The sequence below is a fragment of the Leucobacter sp. NPDC077196 genome (genome assembly GCF_040687075.1).
Lineage (GTDB): Bacteria > Actinomycetota > Actinomycetes > Actinomycetales > Microbacteriaceae > Leucobacter.
Map to the genome: position 1 here is coordinate 98,138 of NZ_JBFBML010000008.1, position 22,590 is coordinate 120,727.

Sequence of the window (22,590 nt, forward strand, 5' to 3'; positions counted from 1 at the left end):
ACGCATAACGCCTGCCACAGGTCGAGCGGCTAAAGTTAACCACAATGAAACTCGAACCCCCCTCGTCGGTCTCGATGCGCAACGCAGCCTCCGCGAACAGCAACACCCGTCACGCGAACGTTGCGCTCCTCGGGATAGCTGAAGCTGTTGCACCGGTCGAAGTAGCATCGCGATCCTTCGACGAGCGACTGAGTGACACGCTCAAAAAGCTGAGCCTGCCTCGAGGGCTGCTCGAGCGGGTCGCGGGCGTCTCTGCGAAACGCAATTGGGAGCACCCCACCGACTACATCGAAGGAGCGGCCTCCGCGGGACGCGAGGCTCTGGCTCAGGCGGGAATTCCAGCGGACAGGATCGGCCTCCTGATCAATGCCTCGGTCTCCCGCGAGGCCCTCGAACCATCTGTTGCGGTCGCCGTGCACGACAGCATCGGCCTCGGCTCTGCTGCGATGAACTTCGACATCACCAATGCATGCTTGGGCTTTGTGAACGGGGTGACGGTCGCCGCCAGCATGATCGATGCGGGGCAAATCGACTACGCCCTCATCGTCGCGGGCGAGGACATGTCGCGAGTGCAAGAGGCTACCGTTGCTCGCTTGAACCGGAACGGTATCTCTCGTGAGGAATACCTCAACGAATTCGCGACGCTGACGCTCGGTTCTGGCGCCGCCGCAGCCGTGCTTGGTCGAGCCGATCTGCACCCCGAAGGCCACCGCATTCACGGTGGAATCTCACGCGCAGCGACCTGGAACCACGAGCTCTGCGTGGGAGACTACGAAGGCATGTTCACCGACACTCGAGGGCTGCTCAGCAACGGCATGCAGCTGATCTCCGAAGCCTGGGACGAGGCTCACGAGAACGAGTGGGACTGGAGGCACATGGATCACTACGTTCCGCACCAGGTCTCGAATGTTCACGTCGACGCCCTGACCAGTGCCATCGGGATCGACGCGACCCGAATCGCCAAGACCTACCCCGAGCTGGGCAACGTCGGCCCGGCCTCCGTTCCGATCACCCTGGCTCGCCGGGCTCCGCAGATGAAGCCCGGCGACCGCATCCTGTGCCTGGGCGTCGGATCCGGCCTGAACACTGCAATGGTGGAGATCACCTGGTGAAGTTCACGGCGCGACCCGCAGCACTCCCCGGCCCCCTCCCCGAATGGGACCCGCAGTGGTCGCGCCTCGTGACGGTGGACACGGAAGACGGCAGTCGAACGTTCCATGTGCTCGACACGCTCCCAGCCCTGCGCGCTCGAGGTATCGAGCCGAGCGGAACCATCCTGGCGCTGCACGGGAACCCTACCTGGTCGTACTTGTGGCGCGGCGTCGCCGCCGCTTCGCTGACCAACTCCGAGGGTCGCATCTGGCGTGTCATCGCGCCGGATCAGCTCGAGATGGGGTATTCCGAGCGGCTCGCGCACGACGTGCTGCCCACCACCCATGGAGCCGGATACCGCCGAATTGCCGAACGCGTGAGCGACTTCGACGCGGTCGTGCGCTCGCTCTTGGACGACACTGCCGGCAACGAAGGCGCGGGATCGCATCCGATCGTCACCCTCGGCCACGACTGGGGCGGCGTCATTTCTCTCGCGTGGGCGGCCCGAAATCGCGACATCGTGGACGGGGTCATGAGCCTCAACACCGGGGTGCATCTCCCGGAGGGGATGCCCCTGCCCGCTCCGCTGCGAGCGGCGCTGACCGGCCCGATCCTCCCCACCTCTACAGTCTTCACCGATTGGTTTCTGCGCACCACACTGCACCTCGGTCAGGGCCCGATTCCGCCTGAGATTCGCGACGCGTACCGCGCCCCCTATCGCACCGCCGACACGCGAAGCGCCATCGGCGCGTTCGTCGCCGATATCCCCGTCGAGCGCAGTCATCCCTCGTTCGCCGAGCTCCAGCAGCTGGCCGAAGACATCACCGGCATCGACGCGCCAGCGCTGCTCATCTGGGGCCCCAAGGATCCGGTCTTCGGCGAGCATTTCTTGCGGGATCTGCGTCAGCGCCTGCCGCAGGCCGACGTTCATCGAGTGGAGCGGGCCTCCCACCTCGTCAGCGAAGACGCCGACGTCGCGCACATGATCGCGGCGTGGCTCCGACAGCACTTCCCCGAGGAGGCTTCGGCGGCCGACGAGGAGACGGCCCGTAACGCGAAGCCGAGCAGAGACGTGCCACTCGATCCTCCCGCTCCGATGATCTTCGAGGCCCTCGACGCGCGTCGCGACGATTCCTCAGTGGCGAGCGTCGACATGACGCGCACCCCGCCGCGAGAAGTCACCTGGAAGCAGCTCACGAGCGTGAGCGACGGAATCGCGCGCGGGTTGCAGCGGTTGGGGCTGAAACGGGGAGACCGCGTCTCGTTGCTGGTGACTCCGGGCAACGACCTCACCGCGGTGCTGTACGGCGTGCTCAAAGCGGGCGGAGTGGCGGTCGTCGCAGATTCCGGGCTGGGTGCTGCGGGAATGACCCGAGCCGTCAAGGCCTCCGACCCGCAATGGATCATCGGCCAGAAGCCCGGTCTGCTCCTGGCTCGCGCCGCCGGCTGGCCCGGCCGCCGCATCTCGGTGCACCGACTCGGCCCGCTCGAACGCGCTGCACTCGGCGTCGAGGTGAGCGTAACGGAGCTTTCCCGCGCGTCTGCCGATGAGCCGATCCGTCACCCCGGCCCCGATGACGACGCGGTGATCCTCTTCACTTCGGGATCGACGGGGCCCGCCAAGGGCGTGCGCTACACGCACGCCCGGTTGGGCGCGCTGGCCCACACGCTCCGCGAGCAGTTCACCGTGCACGGCGAAACGAGCTGGGCGGCCGGATTCGCCCCCTTCGCTCTGCTCGGGCCGGGTCTCGGCATCCGCAGCGTGACCCCCGACATGTCGGTCACGAAACCGCGCACTCTGACGGCCGCCGCGCTCGCCGACGCGATTCTCGCCGGCGCCTGCACGATGGTGTTCGCTTCTCCCGCTGCGTACACCAACGTGCAGGCCACCGCTGGTGATGTGACGGCCGAACAACGCGCAGCGCTCGCGGGCGTCGAGCTCGTGCTCTCGGCCGGTGCGCCCGTTCCGCTGCACTTGCTCGACAGCCTCGCCGGTCTCTTTCCGAACGCGACGATCCGCTCGCCGTACGGCATGACCGAGGGTCTGATGCTCACGAATATCGACCGCGCGGGGGTAGCGGCCGCGGTCGCGCAATCTCGCGATCATGGGGTGTGCGTCGGGAAACCCGTTCCGGGTGTTCGGTTCGCCGTCGCGCCGCTCGACGAAACCGGGCGGCCCGCCGACGCCCTCCGCACGGGCGAGGCAGCCGTCGACGTTCTCGGTGAATTCGTCGTATCAGCGCCGCACATCAAGGCGGGCTACGACCGGCTCTGGAGCACGGACGCCGCATCGAAACGCGACTCACTCGACGGCCTCGTCTGGCACCGCACGAGCGACATCGGCCACATCGATCCCGAGGGGCGGATCTGGATCGAAGGGCGCCTCCAGCACGTGCTCGTCACTCCGTCCGGGCCGCTCGGTCCGGGGGGATTGGAGGCGGTTGTCGATACCGTGCCTCGGGTGTACCGCTCGGCCGTCGTCGGCGTCGGCCCGCGAGGGGCGCAGTCCGTGGTCGTCGTCGTCGAACCCGCGGCCGGGGTACGCCTGCCATCGGGCCTTGCACCGCTCGACCTCGCAGATGAAATACGGGCGTCGGTCGCAGCGCACTTCGCGCACGACGTCACCGCGGTGCTGGTCTCGAACTCGTTCCCGTCTGATATTCGCCACAACTCGAAGATCGATCGCACGCGACTATCCGGCTGGGCGGACGCAGTGCTGCGCGGGGAGCGCGTGGGCACGCCATGACGCGGTTCGAAACGGAAATCAGGGAGTCGCAGTGAGAGTACTCGTCACCGGTGCCTCAGGGTTGCTGGGCTCTTCGGTCGTGCGGACGTTGATCGACGACGAACACGAGGTCACGACGCTGCAGCGTCGTCCCTCCGGGGTAGCACAGGCACGCGATGTGCTGGGAAGCGTCACGGATCCCGACGCGGTCGAGAGAGCGATGGCCGGTCAGGACGCCGTCATCCACAGTGCGGCGAAGGTATCGATGGCCGGTGACCCGAGCGACTTCGAGCGCGTCAACATCGACGGCACGCGAAGCGTGCTCGCGGCGGCGCAGCGCGCTGGGGTGTCTCGGTTCGTCCACATCTCGTCGCCCTCCGTCGCGCATGCGGGCAGCTCGCTCGTCGGCGCGTCGGCCGAAGCAGCCGACCCGGCTTCCGCGCGTGGAGAGTACGCACGCACGAAGGCCGACGGCGAGCTCCTCGCCCTCGGGGCGGACTCGGCTGACTTTCCCGTGCTCGTGCTGCGGCCGCATCTCATCTGGGGCCCCGGCGACACCCAGCTCACCGAGCGGATCATCGAGCGCTCCAGACAGGGCCGCATGCCGATCCTCGGTTCTGGTGCCGCACTCGTCGACACGCTGTACATCACCAACGCCGTCGACGCGGTCGTTGCGGCGCTCGAGGCCGTGACCCGCGTGCACGGCGAAGCCCTCGTCGTCACCAACGGCCAGCCGCGGCCGATCGCGGAGTTCGTCGAGCGCCTCGCTCTTGCCGGGGGCGCTCAGAAACCACGTCTCCGGCTCCCGGTTGGGATCGCACTCGCGGCTGGAACCGCGGTGGATTCGGTGTGGAACCTGCGCGAGCACGAAGGCGAACCACCCCTCACCCGCTTCCTCGCCGAGCAGATGTCTACCGCGCACTGGTTCGATCAGCGCCGCACGCGCGCAGTGCTCGAATGGGAGCCCGCGGTGAGCTTCGCCGAAGGCATGGCAGCTCTGGCTCGGCACTACCGCCGCTGAGGCGGGGCTGACGCCAGCTGCATACGCCCAGCGTCGCCTGTGACCTTCCAGCGTCGAGCAATGACGAGTCGATGCAGGGCGCCGCTTAGCGGAGCGGTGTCTCGCGGAGTTGACGAATGAATTCGTCGGCGGCTTCGAGCTGCCGGGCGAGCTTCTCCCGCCGTTCTTCCGCGTCGGCGAGGAAGTCGTCGACCGCTCGCGTCGCATGCTCTTCGGTTGACCCCTGCGTGCGGTCGATGGCGCGCAGCAGATCCCCCATCTGGTCCAGGGAGTATCCGAGCGGCTTCATCCGCCGGATCAGCATCAGCCGGTCGTAGTCGCCTTCGGTGTACAGCCGAAATCCGCCTTCCGAGCGCCCTGTCGGTGCCAGCAGCCCGATCTGGTCGTAGTGCCGGAGGGTGCGGATCGACAGCTCCGTGCGGTCCGCGAGCTCACCGATGTGCATCATTCCGTCTTCAGGCACGCGTCATCCTCATTTCATTCGCCACAACCCTAACGTTACGTTAGTGTTGATCATCGGGCCCCGAGTACAGCGTTCCGCTCCTCGACACTCGGCCCGAGCGCGCTGCCGCGCCCATCAGCATTGTCCATGCTTTCACGTCGAGAGCTCTCGCCGCTCCCAGGAGGAGACCCATGTCGATCGCGACCACCAGCACCGACGACCCCGCACGCTATCGGCCAGATCCGTCGGTCATGACCGCGCTTCGCTCTCCGCGACTCCTCACCCGGGAGGCGCTCGCGGGGCTCGTGGTCGCCCTTGCGCTCATCCCCGAGGCCATCTCCTTCTCCATCATCGCCGGAGTGGACCCCAAGGTCGGGCTCTTCTCGTCGTTCATCATGGCCGTCACCATCGCCTTCGTCGGAGGACGACCCGCGATGATCACCGCGGCGACCGGAGCGATCGCGCTCGTCATCGCGCCCGTCGCGCGCGATTACGGCATGGACTACTTCATCGCGACCGTGCTGCTCGCGGGAGTGCTGCAGATCGTGCTCGCGGTCTGCGGCGTGGCGAAGCTCATGCGGTTCATCCCGCGCAGTGTGATGGTCGGGTTCGTCAACGCGCTGGCGATCCTCATCTTCACCGCGCAGCTGCCCCAGCTCATCGGCGTGCCGTGGCTCGTGTATCCGCTCGTCGCCGGGGGGCTGCTCATCCTCGTCGTGATGCCGCGACTCACCCGAGTCGTGCCCGCCCCGCTCGTCTCGATCGTGCTCGTGACCGCCGCCGCACTCGTGTTCGCGATTCAGGTGCCGAACGTCGGCGACCAGGGCGAACTGCCCCGCAGTCTGCCCGAGCTGTTTGTGCCAAACGTTCCGCTGACGTGGGAGACGCTCGCCATCATCGCACCGTACGCGTTGGCGATGGCCCTCGTGGGGCTCATGGAATCGCTGATGACGGCGAAGCTCGTCGACGATGTGACCGACACGCACTCCAACAAGACGCGCGAATCGTGGGGCCAGGGAGTCGCCAATCTCGTGTCGGGCATCTTCGGCGGCATGGGCGGATGCGCGATGATCGGCCAGACGATGATCAACGTCAAGGTGTCGGGTGCGCGCACCCGCATCTCGACCTTCTTAGCCGGCGTGTTCCTGCTGATCCTCATCGTGCTGCTCGGCGATCTCGTCGCGATCATTCCCATGGCCGCGCTCGTCGCGGTGATGATCATGGTGTCCGTCGGCACGTTCGACTGGCACTCCATCGCACCTTCGACGCTGCGGCGCCTGCCCAAGAGTGAGACCGCGGTCATGGTCATCACCGTGGCGGTCGTCGTCGCGACGCACAACCTCGCGATCGGCGTCATCGTCGGGGTGCTCGTCGCCGCGATCATGTTCGTGCGACGCGTGGCGCACCTCGTCAGCGTGCAGCGCGAGCTCACTGCAGAGAACGGTGCGCCCGTCGCCCGTTACACCGTCGAGGGTCAGCTGCTCTTCGCGTCGAGCAACGACCTCACCACGCTCTTCGAATACTCCGACGACCCCGATCGCGTGGTGATCGATCTGTCGCGCTCGCACGTCTGGGACGCCTCCACGGTCGCAGCATTCGACGCCATCGAGATGAAATACCAGCAGCACGGCAAATCGGTCGAGTTCACGGGAATGAACGCCGAATCGACGGCGTTCCACACGCGGCTGAGCGGCGGGCTCGGGCAGGGACACTGAGCGCGCGGGGCGGGCCCGGCAGCAGTGAGTCGCCGCCCGCGCGCTACAGGTCTCCAAGTTCCTCGAGCACCCGTTGCGCGACGCCGAACGCTGAATTCGCCGCCGGCACGCCGCAGTAGAGCCCGGCCTGCAGAATCACTTCCTTGATCTCCTCGACGGTCAGGCCGTTGGTGCGCGCCGCGCGCACGTGCATCGCGAGCTCCGTCTCGTGCCCGAGCGCGATCAGTGCGGTGAGCACCGCGACGGAGCGGGAGCGCCGGTCGAGGCCTGGCCGCGACCAGATGTCGCCCCACGCGGTGCGCGTGATGAAGTCTTGGAAGTCGGCGGTGAATGGGGTCATCTGCGCGTTCGCACGATCGACGTGCGCGTCGGAGAGCACCTCGCGACGCACCGTCATGCCCTGCTCGAAGCGGGCTGTGTCCGACAGCCCGAGGTCATTCACGTGCTCGGCGCTCATCCCCGCCCCTCCCCGAAGAACGCGAGCAGCGCCTCCGCGACGGCGGCCGCGCTCTCGGCAGGCGGCTGGTGCGCTGCATCCTCGATCATCACCTTGCGCGCGTTCGGAAGGCCGGCGACGAGCTCGTCCTGCCGCTCCTCGGGGGCGACCTCGTCTTGGCCGCCCCCGAGTGCGAGCACCGGCACACGAACCTCGGCGAGCCGGTCGCGCAGGTCATAGGTCGCGAGCGCCTCGGCGCAGCGCGCGTACCCCTCGTCAGAGGTGTCTTGCAGCGCGTGCAAGATGCGCCCGATCAGCTCGGGCTCGCGGCCGATCGATTCGGGCGCGAACCACGTCTGCGCCGACGCCGCGATGAGCACCGAGGTCGACTGCGTGCGCACCGTGGCCGCGCGCGTCTTCCAATGGTCCGGCGAGCCGAGCGAGGCGGCCGAGGCGAGACTGGCCGCACGCGCGATGACATCGGGGTGCCGCAGCGCGAGCGTGAGGGCGAGCGCACCGCCGATGGAGACTCCCGCGAAGTACACGGTGCCATCGGTGACCGCGGTGCCCGCCAACTCGCGCACGCGATCTGCCACGACATCGGCGAGCTCGTCGAGCGTGAACGCGTCGGTCGGCACCGGTGCGACCCCGTGACCGGGCAGGGTGAGCAGCGACACGCGATATTCCTTCGCGAGAAGCGGCACGACGGGCTCCCAGATGAGCGGCCCCGTGCCCAGGGAGTGTGCGAGCACGATCAGCGGCGCACCGTCGGCCCCCACGGGCTGGGTGAGTGCGATGTCTGGGGCGGTCATCCTGGCTCCTCGGTCGGGGCGGGTGCGTCGGTGTGCGCGGGCGAGCCGAGTGCGGCGTCGACCAGTTGTCTGGCGAGACCGACATACTGCGCAGGATCGGCCAGCTCTTCGATCGACGGCCCCCCGCGGGCGGCGAGGGCCTCGGCGAGGCCGGACTCGGCGCTGAGCATTTCGATGAGCGCCGCGCCGGCTCGCACGCGCGACACGATGTCGCGCACCCGCTCGGCGCCGATGATCGGACCGAGCACGATCGAGAGCCGCTCGGCGACGATCAAACCACTCGTCTTCCCCAGATTGTGTGCGATCGCGTCGGTGTCGACGGCGAGACCCGCCGCGAGCTCGGCGGCGTGCGTACTCGCGCCGAGCGCGAGGCGAAGCAACTCGCGCAGCGTCGGCCATTCGGCGTGCCACGCCCCGTCGGGTCGCTCGTCGACGGCGAGCGCGGAGGCGGCGTGCAGCGTGGCCCCGAGGTGCGGCGCGCGAATCGCCGCGGAGCGGATGAGCACCGCGTGCGCCGGATTCCGCTTCTGCGGCATCGCTGATGATCCACCTCCGCGCGACTCCGCGACCTCGCCGATCTCGGTGCGACTGAGCGTCGTCACGTCGGCCGCGAGAACGCCCAGCGCGTCGACGCTCTGCACGAGCGCATCGCCCAACTCGGTGACCGGCCAGCGCACCGTGTGCCACGGCCCCTCCGGGGTCGCGAGCCCGAGTTCCGCCGCGAATGCCGCGGGGAGCTCGCCCACGGCGCTCACGGCGCGCTCCTCGGAGCCGAGCTCCGCGCGAGCGACGGCCACGTATCCCGCGAGGGTGCCCCCTGCCCCGGCGATCTGCGCCGGGAGCTCCGACATTGCGCCCGACAGGCGCTCGGTGGCGCGCCGCACCCCGCGCAGCCACCCGGCGACGCGCAGGCCGAACGTGGTCGGCACCGCGTGCTGGGTCAGGGTACGCGCGACGGCGACGCGATCCTGCCCCGTATGCGCGAGCTGCGCGAGCGCGGTTTCCGTCTGCCGCAGCTGCTGCAGCGTCTCACGGCCTGCCCGGTGCGCGATCAACATGAGCGCCGAGTCGAGCACGTCTTGACTGGTGGCACCGCGGTGCACCCAGTGCCGCAGCTCGGGGGCGGTGCGATCGCGGAGTTGCGGCACCAATGGAATCACGGGGTTGCCTCCGCTGGGGGCCTCCTCCGCGAGCTGCGGCAGCCAGGCGTCGAAGCCCGTGCAGACTTCACCCGTTCCGCGCCAGCCGAGGGCGGATGACAGTTCGGCAGCCTGTGCGCGTGGCGCGACACCGACCTCGGCCCACGCCCGCACCAGTGCGACCTCGGTCGCAACGAGCGCGCCGAGCACCTCCGCATCGGCCAGTACGGCGTCGCTTCCGGCGCTCGCCGGCGAGAGGAGCCCTGCGTCGAACTCACGGCGGGGTGCGTGTGCATCCGGATCAGTAGGCAAGGAACACGGTCTCCTTCGCACCCTGCAGGTGAATGTCATGAGCGAGATGGCCCTCTGGCGTGCGTGCTGCCACGAGCGTACTCCGCTGTTCGGCCGAAAGCACGGAGAGCAGCGGGTCGGCTTCAAGGCGCGCCGCATCCTCGGGGAGGTAGATGCGCGTGTGCAGCTTGTCGGGAAGACCGCGGGCGAAGACGATCGCGGCGAAGAAGGGGGCCTCACCAGACGTCGATCCGGGGTTGCGGGTCCAGAACTCGAACCGCCCCTCGTCGTCGGTGAAGGCGCGGCCGAAACCGGTGAACGCGTGATCGTTGCGGCGCAGCGTGCCTCGAGCTCGCGGCACACTGCCATCCGTATCGGCGGCGAAGATCTCGATCATCGCATCGGGGATCGGGGTTCCGGCCCCGTCGAAGACGGTTCCTGCCAGCACGATGGCGCCCGGCGAGTGCGGGAAGGCGATCTCGTGCTGCTTCGGGAAGGTAGTGCCGTACGCGAAGAACGGGCCGACCGTCTGGCCCGGGGTCGGGGCGAGCGTCTTCGCGGGCGCGGGCGCGGGTTGCTGCGGCATCAGTGCTCCCCCTCCTCGGGTTCGAACCAGGTGGCTGTCGGGCCGTCGATCACGATGTCGAAGCGGTAGCCCATCGAGAACTCGGGCACCGTCAGGCCGTGGTCGTAGACGCCGATGAGCCGGTCGCGGTCCTTCTGCTCGCGGATCGAGTTGTAGATCGGGTCGAGCGCGAAGAGCGGGTCGCCCGGGAAGTACATCTGGGTGACGAGGCGCTGGGTGAAGGATCGCCCGAACACCGAGAAATGGATGTGCGCGGGCCGCCACGCGTTCACGTGGTTCTTCCAGGGGTACGGCCCCGGTTTGATCGTAGTGAACGTGTACGCGCCGGCATCATTCGTGATCGCGCGACCCGCACCCGTGAAGTTCGGGTCGAGCGGGGCGGGGTGCTGGTCGCGCTGGTGGATGTATCGGCCCGCCGCGTTCGCCTGCCAGATCTCGATCAGCTGATTCGGCACTGGGCGACCCCACGAGTCGAGCAACCGCCCGGTGACCGTAATGCGCTCGCCCAGGGGTTCACCCGTGTGATGCAGCGTCAGGTCCGACTCGATCGCCGCGACATCGCGCTGGCCGTAGGCCGGCGACCACAGCTCGATGGTCTCGGGGTCGACGAGCTGTGGGTCCTTCGTCGGATGCCGCAGCACGCTCGAACGGTAGGGCGGGAAGTCGTACATGGTGCGCGGCAGGTGTTCGCCGCTGGCCGCGCGTCGGGCGAAATCGGCGTGCAGCGACGCGATCTCCTCGGAGATCTGCTGCTGGGATGCCTGATCGGGCGCTGCGAGTAGGGATTCCGGTGCCGGGGCGTCGGGGTGCTCGGGCATGAAGTGCTCTCCTTCGAGGTCGTGACCTGCGCCTCAGCGTGGCAGCGGGCACCGCGATCCGATCTCGTGGCTCTCACTCAGCGAGAATCAGATGCTCCGCACCTCGGAGTGAATCTCCTTCGCCGCCTGCTGCACGAGCCGAGCGAGAAGCCGCTCATCGCCCTGTTCGTCGGCCCGCTCGAGGTGCACCACGACGCCGAGCGCGATCGGGGGCAGCCCGTCTACGCTCGGCAGTGCGACAGCGATCGACACATTGCCGAGGGTCATCTCCTCACGGGTGCGCCAGTAGCCGCGCGCGCGGCCGGCGGCGAGGTCAGCGCGGAGCGCGTGTTCGTCGACGATCGAGTGCGTCGTCTCCCGCAGCAGCGGACCCGCGCCAAAGTAGCCCTGCAACCACGCGTCGTCGCACCCCGAGAGCAGCGCTTTGCCGACTCCGGTCGTATGCAGCGGGCCCCGCCCGCCCGCACGGCTCACCGTAGGGATCGAACGGCGACCGGTCACCCGCCCCACGTAGAGCACGCTCGGGCGCTCCGCCGGCCCGTCGAGCACGCCGAGGTGCACGTTCTCGCCTGTCGCCTCGTAGAGCCGCATGAGGTGCGGGATCGCGCGTTCGCGCAGTCGCAGCGCGAGCGGGGAGAGCTCGCCGAGCTCCCATAACCGCGCACCGACCGCCAGCCGCCGATTCGGCAGGCGCGTGAGCAGACCGCGGTCGACGAGCATGGCGACGAGCCGGTGGAGCGTTGACGAGGCGAGGCCCGTACGCTCGACGAGCTGGCCGGCGGAGAGCTCGGGTTCGTCCTCGCTGAAGCACGACAGCACCGCGAGCGCGCGGTCGAGCACGCCAAGCGTCGTCTGCTCCGCCATCTCGCCTCCTCGAGTTCACTTCCTGCCGAGCGTAGCGGGCGGGCGGGGTGGGGTAGGTCCGGCCGGTTTCCCAGTGAGTGAGAAAAGTGCGGCTGGGCGGAGTCGATCCCAGCACACTGGTCGCGGATCGCGATGGCTGCATTCGGCACTCGCCGTTCGCCCGCCTGTAGGCGATACCAGCGCCCCCTTCGACCCCGCCAAAGGAGACCCATGACCGTCGAGCGCACCCGAGTCGCCATCGTCGGAGCGGGGCCCGCAGGCCTCCTGCTGTCGCACCTGCTGGCAGAGGCAGGCGTCGAATCCATCGTGGTCGATGCGCGCAGTCGCGAGGAGATCGAGACGACGATCCGCGCAGGCATCCTCGAGCAGGGCACCGTAGAGGTGCTCGACGGTATCGTCGGCAGCCGTGCCCGCACCGTCGGGCACCGCCACGACGGCATCGAACTCCGCTTCGCCGGCGAGGGCCACCGCATCGATTTCCCGTCGCTCGTCGGGCGGTCGGTGTGGCTCTATCCGCAGCACGAGGTCCTGAAAGACCTCATCGCTGCGCGCCTCGGCGCCGGGCAAGATCTGCGGTTCAGCACGAGCGTCACCGCCGTGCACGGCGTCGAGTCGGAGCCGCGCGTCGTCGGCACGGACGCTGAAGGAGCCCCGTTCGAAATCCATTGCGACTTCGTCGTCGGCGCTGATGGATCGCGCAGCGTCGTGCGGCCCGCCGTCGCCGGCGATCGCGCGAACGGTGCCTTTCGCGAGTACCCCTTCGCGTGGTTCGGCGTGCTGTGCGAGGCTGCGCCGAGCTCGGACGAGCTGATCTACAGCAACTCGCCCGACGGCTTCGCGCTGATCAGTCAGCGGTCGGAGACGGTGCAGCGCATGTACTTCCAGTGCGATCCGAGCACCGGCCCAGACGCGCTCAGCGAGGCCGAGATCTGGGATGCGCTGCAGCGGCGGGTTCCCGGCACCCGCCTCACCGAGGGTCCGATCTTCCAGCGCGACGTGCTCCGCTTCCGCAGCTTCGTCGCCGGTAAGCTGCGGCACGGTCGCGCTGCGCTCGTGGGCGACGCCGCGCACACAGTGCCCCCGACTGGGGCCAAGGGCATGAATCTCGCGATCGCGGATGTGCTGCTGCTCGGCGATGCGCTGCGGCGTCTTCTCGTCGAGCACGATGAGCGGGGCATCGACGCGTACGCCGAGCGGGCGCTCCGCCGCATCTGGAAGGCCCAGCACTTCTCCTGGTGGATGACGAGCATGCTGCACGCTGCACCCGGTGCCGACTCGTTCGATCGACAGCGGCAGCTGGGCGAGCTGAGAAGCGTCATCGAGTCCGAGGCGGGCCAGCGCTTCCTGGCCGAGGCGTACACCGGGTGGCAGTAGGCGTCGAACAACGGGTTATGCAGTGGAAGCGGCGTTGGACAGTCGGCCGTCGACGATGTGGACTGCCCCGTGCATGCGCGGGAGGTGAACAAGGTCGTGGGTCACCAGCAGGGTCGAGGTGTCGAGCTCGTCGGTGAGGCGCAAAATGAGGTCGATGATGCTCGCTCCTCGTTCTTGGTCGAGGGCGCTCGTCGGTTCGTCGACGAGCAGAACACTGGGGTCATTCATGAGTGCTCGGGCGATGTTGACGCGCTGACGCTGGCCCCCGGAAAGCTGGTGCGGTCGTTTGCCGGCCTGGTCACTCAACCCGACCGCCTCCAAGAGTGCATCAGCGCGGGAAGCAGCCTTGGCGCGTTTCCGGCGACTGTGGCGCCCGCCGAGCTCGTTCATGACGGTCAGCTGTTCACGCGCTGTCAGTGCGGGAACCAGGTTCGATTGCTGGAAAACGATTCCGATGTTGTTGCGGCGCAGTTCTGTCGCCTCGTGAGAGTTCAGCTGAGAGACATCGAGGCCGTCGACGAAGACCTGTCCGGAGTCGGGCCGGATGAGGGTTGCAGAGACAGCGAGAAGGCTGGATTTGCCTGAGCCACTGGGGCCGGTGATGCCCGTGACGGTACCGGGGTGGGCGGTGAGGGAGACGTTGTCGATGGCAGTGACGCGGGAGCTGCCGTCGGGGAAGGTGAGGGTGATGTGGTTCAAACGGATCATCGGTTGCTCCCGAGGGCGGTGAGTGGATCGGCGGAGGTGACGGAACGGAGCGCGAATGCGGCCCCGGCAAGACCGAGGACGATCATGATCACGCCTGGAAGAACGGTCGTCATCGGGCTGAGGAGGAACGGTATGTCGGTACCCGCGAGAGCGCTGAAGGCCGCGACGAGTCCGAGGCCGATCCCGATTCCCAGGAGCAAGACGATCAGTGCCTGCCCGAGTGCGTCGCGCACGAGCGAACGGGTGCTGGCCCCCAAAGCCTTGAGGACCGCGATGTCGCTTTTTCGCTGCATGGTCCAGACCGTGAAGAACGCACCGATCACGAGCCCGGAGATACCGAACAACATGACGATCATCAGAAGCAACGATCCGATTTCAGATCGGAACGCGCTCAATGCCATCAGCGATCCGAGCGTGGTCTCAGAAGCGGTGCTGTTGACAGCATCGGCCGCGTCCCAGTCCGGGTCACCCGTGACTGCGAGAACAGTCGCATAGACGTCGGCGTTGCCCGTCGCGGCCGAGTAGGCCTGCCAGTCATCGAGGGTCATCCGCACAACTGGCGTGTGGCTGTACCAGCCGTCCCCGCCGATCGACTCGACGACGTACGTGGTACCGGCGATAGTGACGTCATTTCCGTTCGTCACGTCGAGGGCTTGTGCTGCGGGAGCGGAAAGCCTGAGCAGGCCGCCTGCCGAAGGCGCCTCGGGGTCGAATCCTGGTTCTACGCCGAACACCGCTATCGCGGCACGGGCGTGGTCGGACTCGCCCCGGGTCTGGCTGATTCCGACGGGCCGTGCCGCCTCAACCCCGTCTGTTGCCGCCCAGTCTGCGGCTTGCTGCATCGTGATAGCGGAGTCAGAGAACGTAGCGCCGTCGTCTCCCGCTGCAGGGGCGGAGAATACGATTCGGTCCGCGGGCAGTTCGAGCACAGCGGATACGTTCTGCGTCGCAAGTCCCCCGGTAAGGCCGCTGAGGAAACCGACGAGAACAGTGATGAGGGCCACGACCGAGCCGATGAGGATGAACCGGCCCCGGGCGAAGCGGAGATCGCGTACAGCGACGAACATGGTGTGTGCCTTTCCTGTCACCACAATGGCGACTCCTCCACTGTCGCTCTTCACCCTCGACTCGGTCATCGGCCGCCCGAACACCGTTCACGACCCGGAGTGTGCACCTATCAATCGTCCTTTCGAACGATGACCGGCCGGAGAGCTACGGCGTATGCTTCAGCCCATGGCGCACTCTGCATTGACCCCGGTTTTCGTGGGTCTGCGTACCGGCCTGCACGTCTTGTTCGTCGCCCTCGCCGGTCTTGTCATCGCGCGCGAGATCCTCCTCCCGAGCGACGCGAGCGCCACCGTTGTCGTAGTCGCGATTGCCCTCGGCTCGACGTATTCGCTCGGAGCCGTTCTCCCCCGAATCACCCGTGCGCAGCGTCCGCTCCGCGTAAGCTGGTTGACCGCATTGACCGCGGAATGGGTGCTCCTGTTGTGGTTGAGCCCCGATGCCGCGTACCTGGTCTTCCCGCTGTTCTTCCTGTATCTCCATGTCCTCGGCCGATGGTGGGGATCGGCAGCGCTCCTCGTCTCCACGATCGTCGCAATCTGTGCCCTCGGACTCCACTCCGGATGGACTGTCGGCGGAGTCATCGGACCGTTCATCGGTGCCGCCGTCGCGCTGCTGATCGGGCTCGGCTACCAAGCCCTCGCCCGCGAGGCCGAACAGCGCGAGACGCTCGTCAGAGAACTGATCATCACTCAGAGACGGCTCGCCGCTACCGAGCACGAATCAGGGGTTATCGCCGAGCGTGCCCGTCTCGCCCGCGAAATCCACGACACCCTCGCGCAGGGCCTCTCCAGCATCCAGATGCTCCTGCATGCGGCAGAACGAGCGGATCGCGGTCGACCTGGCATCGAACACATTCAACTCGCACGCACGACCGCCGCCGCGAATCTCGCCGAAGCGCGCCGTTTCATCAGTGAACTCGCGCCGCCCCAGCTCGACGACCAGACGCTCGGCGGAGCGCTTCGCAGGCTCGCACGCACCCAATGGGCAACCCAAGGGCTCGACGTGCACGTGCGAGCCTCCGACACGACCACTCTCCCGATGCACCTTCAGACAGCGCTGCTCCGCATCGCCCAGGGAGCGATCGCGAACGTCATTCAGCACGCGCGTGCCACCACCGCAACCATCACGATGGTCGTTGACGAGAACCGGCTCCGCTTCACCATCGCCGATGACGGAATCGGATTCGACACTCTGCGCAGTTCGAAGAGTGCCACGGAGAAGTCAGACTCGTTTGGCCTGCAGGCCACATCAGAGCGAGTGCAGCAACTCGGTGGGGCCCTCACCATCGATTCAGCATTCGGTCGCGGAACAATCCTCACCGTAGATCTTCGCGTGACGGAGATCGCATGATCCGACTGGTGATCGCGGATGATCACCCCATCGTCCGCGCCGGGCTTAATGCATTGTTGAGCCTCGAGTCAGATTGCGAGGTCGTCGCTGAAGCCGCTGTGCCTGATGAGGCCATCGATCTCGCCAAGAGCTGCACCCCTGATGTCGTTCTCATGGACCTCCAGTTCGGTTCCCGCGCTGCAACCAGCGGCGCGGATGCGACACGGCGAATCCGCGCCCTCGATCCCGCCCCCTACGTGCTCGTGCTCACCAATTACGATTCGGACGCCGATATCCTCAGCGCTATCGAGGCCGGAGCCAGCGGTTATCTCCTCAAAGACGCCCCGCCGCACGAACTCATAGCGGCCGTTCGCGCTGCCGCATCGGGTGAGAGTGCCCTCGCTCCGGTCATCGCATCCCGACTGTTGAGCAGAATGCGCGCGCCCCGAATCAGTCTCAGCAGCCGCGAGATGCAAGTTCTCGAACTCGTTGCTGCTGGTCGTTCCAACACGGGAGTCGCAGAAGCGCTGTTCATCAGCGAAACGACTGTGAAGTCACACCTGGCCAACATCTTCTCCAAACTCGCCGTCAGCTCTCGCACCGCGGCGGTCTCCGAAGCTCGCCGACAAGGAATCCTCCGATAGAACGGGCCGCGCGTGGTTTCGCATCGCCGACTGCACGACCGTCGCCGTTCATCGCGTCACTGCTGGTGACGCTCCGGCGACGAAGCGGGGTACCGCACCTGATCGGATTCTGCGAGTACGGCACCCGCACTGAGTTCTGCAGCGTTGACGTGCCCCTCGCTCAGAATGTGCCGCACGTCCTCGCCTCGGGCGAGGAGATGATCCGCAATGATCCGCCGGTGACAACGCCACCACACTGCTTCGGAGCACATCACGGCGAGACGGTGGGAGCGACTCCGCTGGAGCACCTCAGCAAGACTCAGAGTGAACTCCTCGGACAGCGCATGGTCGGCGTAATTGTGGAAGCTCCGGTTCTTCCACCACGCATTCACATCGAAAGGCACGTCTTTGCTCACCCGTCGTCGCCCCGTCAAACCTGCGGCACGGTGGAAGTCAATTCCTGACTCGCGGAGCGCAGGGGCGAGCTGATCCTCGTTGAACCAGGGATACGTCTTCGAGCCAGGAAGCTTCCGAACATCGACGACCAGGGCCACGCTCGATTCTCGAAGCAGTGAGACGAATTCGTCGAGCGCGCGGTTGGAATGACCGATCGTGAATATGGGTTCCGTCATCGATCCATTACAGCCCATGTGCCCGCGATGCGGGAAACGAGCTGTCCCTGAGGCCGAATCCGCGATCCGCGCAGCCGAGCGGATCATCGAGCGATCCAGGCAGGGGCGCATGCCGATCCTCGGCTCCGGTGCGGCCCTCGTCGACACTTTGTACCTCTTCAACGCCGTCGACGCGATCGTCGCGTCACTCGACGCGGTGACCCGCGTGCACGGAGAAGCGCTCGTCGTCACGAACGGACAGCCGCGGCCGATCGCAGAATTCGTCGAACGCCTCGCGCTGGCAGGGGGCGCTCGGCAGCCTCGGCTGCGGCTCCCGGTCGGGCTCGCTCTCGCGGCCGGAACCACCGTGGATACGGTGTGGAACCTGCGGGAGCACGACGACGAGCCACCCCTCACCCGATTCCTCGCCGAGCAGATGTCGACCGCGCACTGGTTCGATCAGCGTCGCACGCGCGAAGTGCTGCAGTGGGAACCCGCGGTGAGTTTCGCCGCAGGCATGGAGGCGGTGGCTCGGCACTACGGCCGGTGAGCTGCTGGTTCGCGGAGCCAGCATTTGAGGGGTTGAGCCCGCCCGCGCATGCAGAGAGGCCTGCTTCCGCGCACGCGTATCTGCCACTATGCTCCCGGTATGGAGCGAGTGGACGATGACGTTGATGCGTTCCTGAGGGGCGCAGCTGACGCAGCCGACCTGCTGCGTCTGGACGAAATCATCCGTGACGCGCTTCCCGAGGAGGACCGCGTGCTGTGGCGCGGGCCGATGTGGGGAGGCACGAATCAGGCGATCGTCGGCTACGGCAGCCTCGGCCGCGCGGAGGCGACGTCGAGTGGTTCCTGATCGGGCTGGCCGCGCAGAAGAACCACCTGTCCGTGTATCTGAATGCGGCAGAAGCAGGCGGCTATCTGGTGCAGGCGCGGGCGGCGCGTCTGGGTCGGGTCAAGGTGGGCGCCGCGGCGGTGACGTTCCGACCCGTGTCCGACCTCGATCTCGCCGAGTTCCGTGCGCTGCTCATCCGCGCGAGCGAACTCGAACGCGGGGCGTAACTGAGCGCGCTTACCGGGATCCCTGCGTCGGCGCCTTCATCGATATCGGCGCGACGCAGTCACTTCTGCAGCGTCATCGGATGAACACCGGAGTCTTTCGCGATCTGCTCGATGGTGACCCCGGGTTCGCGGTTCCCTGCGACGCGCACGACGTCGTCGCGAAACTCGGTGCGGTTGTTGCCGCGGTCATTCGGCCGGGCACATGCGAAGTGCTGATCTGTCGAAGTTGGGGGCTGGTCGCGCTCGGGCTTCCTCGGGGGTATCGGCGACGCCGTTGTCGCGGATGTCCTTAATCAGCCAATCCATCTCGAGAATCTCATTACGTTGCGCTGTGCTGATGTCTGCAGCGAGTTCGCAGACACGGAGGTCTTGTATCTGGGCACGTTCGGAACGAGTGATAGCGAGGGAATGGTGCGGGATCATCGCACTCATCCATCCGGAGTCATCGACAGTGATCTGGCTGCGATCCAGGGCGACTCCACCGACAATCAGCAGGACACTCCCGACGACGACGGCGATATTCGCCTTGACGTTCTTGTACATATTGAGCATCCAAGCCAACATCACGAGACCCATAGTCCCGCCCATCGTCAATGCCATGAAGACGCGGCTCTCGCTCAAGCGGATATGGCCCCACTCCCAGGAGCCGACGAACATCACCCAATACATCACAACCATCCCCGTGAGAATCATGGCTCCGAATCGGAGATACATCTTTCCAGTGGATGAGTGACCATCACGGTTGTGTGAGCTCTCTTTGCACTGCTCACCGAGGTCGCATTCCCCGGGCTGTTCGTTCGACGTCATGATTCTCCTGGTGTGGTAGGTGACAGCCATGGGCGGCGAGTTGCGCGTTGCGCATTGCGATCTGCGACTTACAAGGTCGCCAGAAGATTCGCGCAAGCCTGCTCGCAGCGGCGACACGAATCGGCGCATACTCGGCAGTGCTCATGCATGTCGGCATGCTGCTCGCATTCAGCTGCACAGGATGCGCATGCCGTGATGCACGCTTCGAGGAGCGCTCGCAACGTCATCGCGTCTGGCTCAGTTTGGCGCGAGAGCACTGACCCCGTGGCGGCACAGATATCTGCGCAATCGGAGTTCTTTCGAATGCACGCGACCAACTCTGCGACCATATCCTCACCGAGGCAAGCGTCCGCGCACGCGGTGCACGCCTGAACGCACTCCATACAGGCTTCAATACAGCGCAGAAGTGCATCTTGTGATGACACGGAGCCGGTCCATGGATGGGTGGCAAGCATCTGATGAGCGACGGTCATGTCGTCTTCCCCTTTCATGAGGACTCTCCCTGGTGCAGGCGACGATAGGTGTCTACCGTCATCTTCCACAGACCCTTGCCATACCCCCCTTAGGTATAGTATTCGGGCATTCGCGGGTAGATCCGCACGCGCAAGCCCGGGATGATGTCGCTCATCGCTGTGGCGATCACGGTCTCGTTCCTCGCGTCAGGGGGCGAGCCTGGGGTGTTGCATTATGAGCTCGTCTTCTGGTGGGAACACATCTAGCCGGCTGAGCCCTCGATCGCCTGTTCCAGCCGCTCCAGCTTCCCGTCGAGCTCACCCTCGAACCCGGGCCGGATATCGGCCTTAATCACGAGCGACACCCGTGACCCGAATGGCAGCACCGCCTCGGTCGCACGCTTGACGACGTCGAAGACCTCATCCCATGAGCCTTCGATCTCGGTGAACATCGACGACGTGCGGTGCGGCAAGCCCGATGCGCGCACCACCTTCACCGCCTCGGCGACGGCATCGGAGACGGAGGCGTTGCCGGTGCCCGACGGGGCGACGGAGAATGCGAGGATCATGGTGTTCGCGTTCCTTTCTCGGGTGCAATGAGGTGAGGTGAGCGCTACGCCTCCGCCGGCACCTCGATGGGGTTGGTGTTGGTCTTCTGCGGGCGGCGGGCGAACCAGAGCGACACGATCGCCCCGATGAGGATCGCGGCCACCGGCAGCAGCATGGATTGCGCCATCGCAGCGGCGAACCCTTCGCGCGCCGCCTCGGGCAGCTGGCCGCCGCCCATCCCGGCCTCGCCACCGGCAGCACCAGCAGCGCCGGCACCACCACCGCCCGCGCCGCCCAGCTCCGCGGCGATGCGGGACTGCATCAGTGCGGCGATCGCGGCCGACCCGAGCACGGCGCCCACCTGACGCGACGTGTTGTAGACGCCGGAGCCGGCACCCGCGAGCTGGGGCGCCAGGCTGAACGTGGTGATCGATGCGAGCGGCCCCCACATGCAGGCGTTCGCGACGCCAAGCACCGCGCTCGGAACGAGCAGCAGCCAGAGGGGCGTGTCGGGGCGCAGCAGGAAGAAGTAGAGCAGCATCCCCGCGCCGACGAGCGCGAGCCCGACCGTCGCGATGCGACGGGGATCGGTGCGGTCGATGAAGAGCCCCACCGGTCGCGCGAGCCCAGCCGAGAGCAGCGCCATCGGCACGAGCATGAGCGCCGACTGGGTCGGCGTGAGGCCGCGCACGAGCTGGTAGTAGAACATGAGCGGCAGGCCCATGCTCGTGACGGCGAGCCCGACCGTCACGATCGTGCCGGTGCCGACGGAGAAGTTGCGATCCTTGAAGATTTCGAGCGGCAGCAGCGGCTCGCCGCGCTGCACGCGCTGCCAGATGACGAAGAGCACCAGTACGAGCGCGCCGACGATGATGAGGCTCCAGACCGAGACCGGCCCCCAGATCACGCCCCACTCGTAGCTCTCGCCCTCCTGGATGCCGAAGACGAGCATGAACATGCCGGCGGCGCTCAGCAGCACGCCGATCCAGTCGAAGTGGTGCGCGTGCGTCTCGAGCTTCGGCACGAATCGCATCGCGAGCACGAAGCCGATGATGCCAACGGGCACGTTGATGAAGAAGATCCATTCCCATCCGAACCCGTCGAGCAGCACGCCGCCGAGAATCGGACCGACGAGCGTGGCGACGCCCGCGGTGATCCCCCAGACGGCCATCGCCGAACCGCGATTGCGGGGCGAGAAGATGCGCGTGATCACGGCCATCGTCTGCGGGGTCATGAGCGCGGCGCCGAGACCCTGGAAGACGCGCGCGATGATGAGGGCCTCGATGGTGCCGGCCATGCCGCACGCGAGCGACGACAGCGTGAAGACGGTGAGCCCGAAGAGGTAGATGCGACGCGGCCCGAAGCGGTCTCCGAGTCGGCCGGTGATGAGCAGCGGCACCGCGTACGCGAGCAGGTACGCGCTCGTCGCCCAGAGCGTCGCCACCATCGTGGTGCCGAGCCCCTCCATGATCGAGGGATTCGCGACGGAGACGATCGTGGTGTCGACGAGGATCATGAAGAAGCCGAGCACCAGCGACCACAGGGCGGGCCAGGGGCGGATCTCGGGCTTCGGAGAAGCGGGGGTTACGGTGCTCACCCGAGAAGACTACTCCTGGCTTCGGACAGTGTTAGGGGGTGGCGCCGGCCATCGCCGACGGACCGAAGCTCTCGGGCAGCATCTGCTCGATCGTGCGGATTCCCGCCGGTGTCTGCAGCAGCATTCCGGGTGTCGCGGCCTCGGCGAGCAGCTGCCTGCAGCGCCCGCACGGGGTGATCGGTTGCCCGTTGCCGACGCAGGCGAACGCGACCAGGCGCCCGCCGCCGCCGAGGTGCAGCTGCCCGACCATCGCGCACTCGGCGCAGAGGGTGACGCCGTAACTCGCGTTCTCGACATTGCAGCCGGTGATCACGCGTCCGTCGTCGACGAGCGCGGCGCACCCCACGGCGTATCCCGAGTAGGGGGCGTACGCGTGCTTTGCTGCGGCGAGCGCGGCGTCGGTGAGCGCGGTCCAGTCGATATCAGGGGCCATGCGACCAGAGTATCCAGGCCGCGGGCCCAGCGGAGC

25 protein-coding genes are annotated in these 22,590 nt (G+C 67.0%); 10 read left to right on the top strand and 15 right to left on the bottom strand.

Annotation, left to right across the window (positions count from 1 at the left end; all coding sequences use genetic code 11):
* Nucleotides 1-44 precede the first annotated feature (44 nt).
* Genes AB0O71_RS09955 through AB0O71_RS09965 form a run of 3 tightly spaced genes read left to right on the top strand, consistent with a single transcriptional unit; the run spans nt 45 to nt 4,838 of the window.
* Nucleotides 45-1,112: a 3-oxoacyl-ACP synthase III gene (locus AB0O71_RS09955; RefSeq protein ID WP_363744813.1), complete on the top strand. Its 1,068-nt coding sequence runs from the start codon at nt 45-47 to the stop codon at nt 1,110-1,112.
* Nucleotides 1,109-3,838, top strand: coding sequence for an alpha/beta fold hydrolase (locus AB0O71_RS09960; RefSeq protein WP_363744816.1), 2,730 nt, complete (start codon nt 1,109-1,111; stop codon nt 3,836-3,838). The genes AB0O71_RS09955 and AB0O71_RS09960 overlap by 4 nt, the downstream gene beginning before the upstream one ends.
* A gap of 31 nt (nt 3,839-3,869) precedes the next feature.
* Nucleotides 3,870-4,838, top strand: coding sequence for an NAD-dependent epimerase/dehydratase family protein (locus AB0O71_RS09965; protein ID WP_363744818.1), 969 nt, complete (start codon nt 3,870-3,872; stop codon nt 4,836-4,838).
* 85 nt (nt 4,839-4,923) lie between these two features.
* On the opposite strand, the gene AB0O71_RS09970 is transcribed toward AB0O71_RS09965, so the two are convergent.
* Nucleotides 4,924-5,301, bottom strand: a complete 378-nt coding sequence (locus tag AB0O71_RS09970; RefSeq protein WP_363744820.1) for a MerR family transcriptional regulator — start codon at nt 5,299-5,301, stop codon at nt 4,924-4,926.
* Nucleotides 5,302-5,471: 170 nt separating this feature from the next.
* On the opposite strand from AB0O71_RS09970, the gene AB0O71_RS09975 reads away from it, so the two are divergent.
* Nucleotides 5,472-6,995 (top strand): SulP family inorganic anion transporter, encoded by a 1,524-nt coding sequence (locus tag AB0O71_RS09975; protein ID WP_363744822.1) that lies wholly within the window; start codon nt 5,472-5,474, stop codon nt 6,993-6,995.
* 43 nt (nt 6,996-7,038) lie between these two features.
* Here the strand turns inward: AB0O71_RS09975 and pcaC are convergent, their stop codons facing one another.
* The 6 genes from pcaC to AB0O71_RS10005 form a co-directional block, all read right to left on the bottom strand.
* Complete coding sequence (gene pcaC, locus AB0O71_RS09980) at nt 7,039-7,452, bottom strand: 4-carboxymuconolactone decarboxylase (RefSeq protein WP_363744824.1); 414 nt, start codon at nt 7,450-7,452, stop codon at nt 7,039-7,041.
* Nucleotides 7,449-8,243: an alpha/beta fold hydrolase gene (locus AB0O71_RS09985; RefSeq protein ID WP_363744826.1), complete on the bottom strand. Its 795-nt coding sequence runs from the start codon at nt 8,241-8,243 to the stop codon at nt 7,449-7,451. Before AB0O71_RS09985 ends, pcaC begins: the two co-directional genes overlap by 4 nt.
* A complete protein-coding gene (locus AB0O71_RS09990; RefSeq protein ID WP_363744828.1) occupies nt 8,240-9,694 on the bottom strand; it encodes a lyase family protein in 1,455 nt (484 codons plus the stop codon). Before AB0O71_RS09990 ends, AB0O71_RS09985 begins: the two co-directional genes overlap by 4 nt.
* Entirely contained in the window at nt 9,684-10,259 is a 576-nt protein-coding gene (gene pcaG / locus AB0O71_RS09995; RefSeq protein WP_363744830.1) for a protocatechuate 3,4-dioxygenase subunit alpha, read from the bottom strand. Before pcaG ends, AB0O71_RS09990 begins: the two co-directional genes overlap by 11 nt.
* Nucleotides 10,259-11,077, bottom strand: coding sequence for a protocatechuate 3,4-dioxygenase subunit beta (gene pcaH, locus AB0O71_RS10000; RefSeq protein ID WP_363744832.1), 819 nt, complete (start codon nt 11,075-11,077; stop codon nt 10,259-10,261). The genes pcaG and pcaH overlap by 1 nt, the downstream gene beginning before the upstream one ends.
* 87 nt (nt 11,078-11,164) lie before the next feature.
* A complete protein-coding gene (locus tag AB0O71_RS10005) occupies nt 11,165-11,941 on the bottom strand; it encodes an IclR family transcriptional regulator (RefSeq protein ID WP_363744834.1) in 777 nt (258 codons plus the stop codon).
* 210 nt (nt 11,942-12,151) lie between these two features.
* On the opposite strand from AB0O71_RS10005, the gene AB0O71_RS10010 reads away from it, so the two are divergent.
* A complete protein-coding gene (locus AB0O71_RS10010) occupies nt 12,152-13,315 on the top strand; it encodes a 4-hydroxybenzoate 3-monooxygenase (RefSeq protein WP_363744836.1) in 1,164 nt (387 codons plus the stop codon).
* A gap of 15 nt (nt 13,316-13,330) precedes the next feature.
* Here the strand turns inward: AB0O71_RS10010 and AB0O71_RS10015 are convergent, their stop codons facing one another.
* Together AB0O71_RS10015 and AB0O71_RS10020 are read right to left on the bottom strand one after the other, a co-directional pair.
* Nucleotides 13,331-14,023 carry an ABC transporter ATP-binding protein gene (locus AB0O71_RS10015; protein ID WP_363744838.1) on the bottom strand — a complete coding sequence of 231 codons (693 nt, stop codon included), beginning with the start codon at nt 14,021-14,023 and terminating at the stop codon, nt 13,331-13,333.
* Nucleotides 14,020-15,090, bottom strand: coding sequence for an FtsX-like permease family protein (locus AB0O71_RS10020; protein WP_363744840.1), 1,071 nt, complete (start codon nt 15,088-15,090; stop codon nt 14,020-14,022). Before AB0O71_RS10020 ends, AB0O71_RS10015 begins: the two co-directional genes overlap by 4 nt.
* A gap of 166 nt (nt 15,091-15,256) precedes the next feature.
* Here AB0O71_RS10020 and AB0O71_RS10025 point away from each other — a divergent pair, with 166 nt between their 5' ends.
* Nucleotides 15,257-16,441, top strand: coding sequence for a sensor histidine kinase (locus tag AB0O71_RS10025; RefSeq protein WP_363744842.1), 1,185 nt, complete (start codon nt 15,257-15,259; stop codon nt 16,439-16,441).
* Entirely contained in the window at nt 16,438-17,064 is a 627-nt protein-coding gene (locus AB0O71_RS10030; RefSeq protein ID WP_363744844.1) for a response regulator transcription factor, read from the top strand. Before AB0O71_RS10025 ends, AB0O71_RS10030 begins: the two co-directional genes overlap by 4 nt.
* Before the next feature lie 56 nt (nt 17,065-17,120).
* On the opposite strand, the gene AB0O71_RS10035 is transcribed toward AB0O71_RS10030, so the two are convergent.
* Nucleotides 17,121-17,675 carry a DUF488 domain-containing protein gene (locus AB0O71_RS10035; RefSeq protein ID WP_363744846.1) on the bottom strand — a complete coding sequence of 185 codons (555 nt, stop codon included), beginning with the start codon at nt 17,673-17,675 and terminating at the stop codon, nt 17,121-17,123.
* A 109-nt stretch (nt 17,676-17,784) separates the two neighbouring features.
* Between AB0O71_RS10035 and AB0O71_RS10040 the strand changes: the two genes are divergently transcribed.
* The 3 genes from AB0O71_RS10040 to AB0O71_RS10050 all read left to right on the top strand — a co-directional run bounded on the left by AB0O71_RS10040 (nt 17,785) and on the right by AB0O71_RS10050 (nt 18,716).
* Nucleotides 17,785-18,204: a hypothetical protein gene (locus AB0O71_RS10040; protein ID WP_363744848.1), complete on the top strand. Its 420-nt coding sequence runs from the start codon at nt 17,785-17,787 to the stop codon at nt 18,202-18,204.
* Between the two features lie 99 nt (nt 18,205-18,303).
* Entirely contained in the window at nt 18,304-18,510 is a 207-nt protein-coding gene (locus AB0O71_RS10045) for a hypothetical protein (RefSeq protein ID WP_363744850.1), read from the top strand.
* Nucleotides 18,511-18,542: 32 nt separating this feature from the next.
* Nucleotides 18,543-18,716 (top strand): hypothetical protein, encoded by a 174-nt coding sequence (locus AB0O71_RS10050; protein ID WP_363744852.1) that lies wholly within the window; start codon nt 18,543-18,545, stop codon nt 18,714-18,716.
* A 186-nt stretch (nt 18,717-18,902) separates the two neighbouring features.
* Here AB0O71_RS10050 and AB0O71_RS10055 read toward each other — a convergent pair whose 3' ends face one another.
* The 5 genes from AB0O71_RS10055 to AB0O71_RS10075 form a co-directional block, all read right to left on the bottom strand.
* Entirely contained in the window at nt 18,903-19,523 is a 621-nt protein-coding gene (locus AB0O71_RS10055; RefSeq protein WP_363744854.1) for a DUF305 domain-containing protein, read from the bottom strand.
* Between the two features lie 68 nt (nt 19,524-19,591).
* On the bottom strand, nt 19,592-19,978 hold the full coding sequence (locus AB0O71_RS10060; protein ID WP_363744888.1) for a four-helix bundle copper-binding protein: 387 nt from the start codon (nt 19,976-19,978) through the stop codon (nt 19,592-19,594).
* Nucleotides 19,979-20,238: 260 nt separating this feature from the next.
* On the bottom strand, nt 20,239-20,544 hold the full coding sequence (locus tag AB0O71_RS10065; protein ID WP_363744856.1) for an MTH1187 family thiamine-binding protein: 306 nt from the start codon (nt 20,542-20,544) through the stop codon (nt 20,239-20,241).
* 44 nt (nt 20,545-20,588) lie between these two features.
* Nucleotides 20,589-22,121 carry a DHA2 family efflux MFS transporter permease subunit gene (locus tag AB0O71_RS10070; protein WP_363744858.1) on the bottom strand — a complete coding sequence of 511 codons (1,533 nt, stop codon included), beginning with the start codon at nt 22,119-22,121 and terminating at the stop codon, nt 20,589-20,591.
* 31 nt (nt 22,122-22,152) lie between these two features.
* Entirely contained in the window at nt 22,153-22,554 is a 402-nt protein-coding gene (locus tag AB0O71_RS10075) for a cytidine deaminase (RefSeq protein ID WP_363744860.1), read from the bottom strand.
* Nucleotides 22,555-22,590 lie beyond the last annotated feature (36 nt).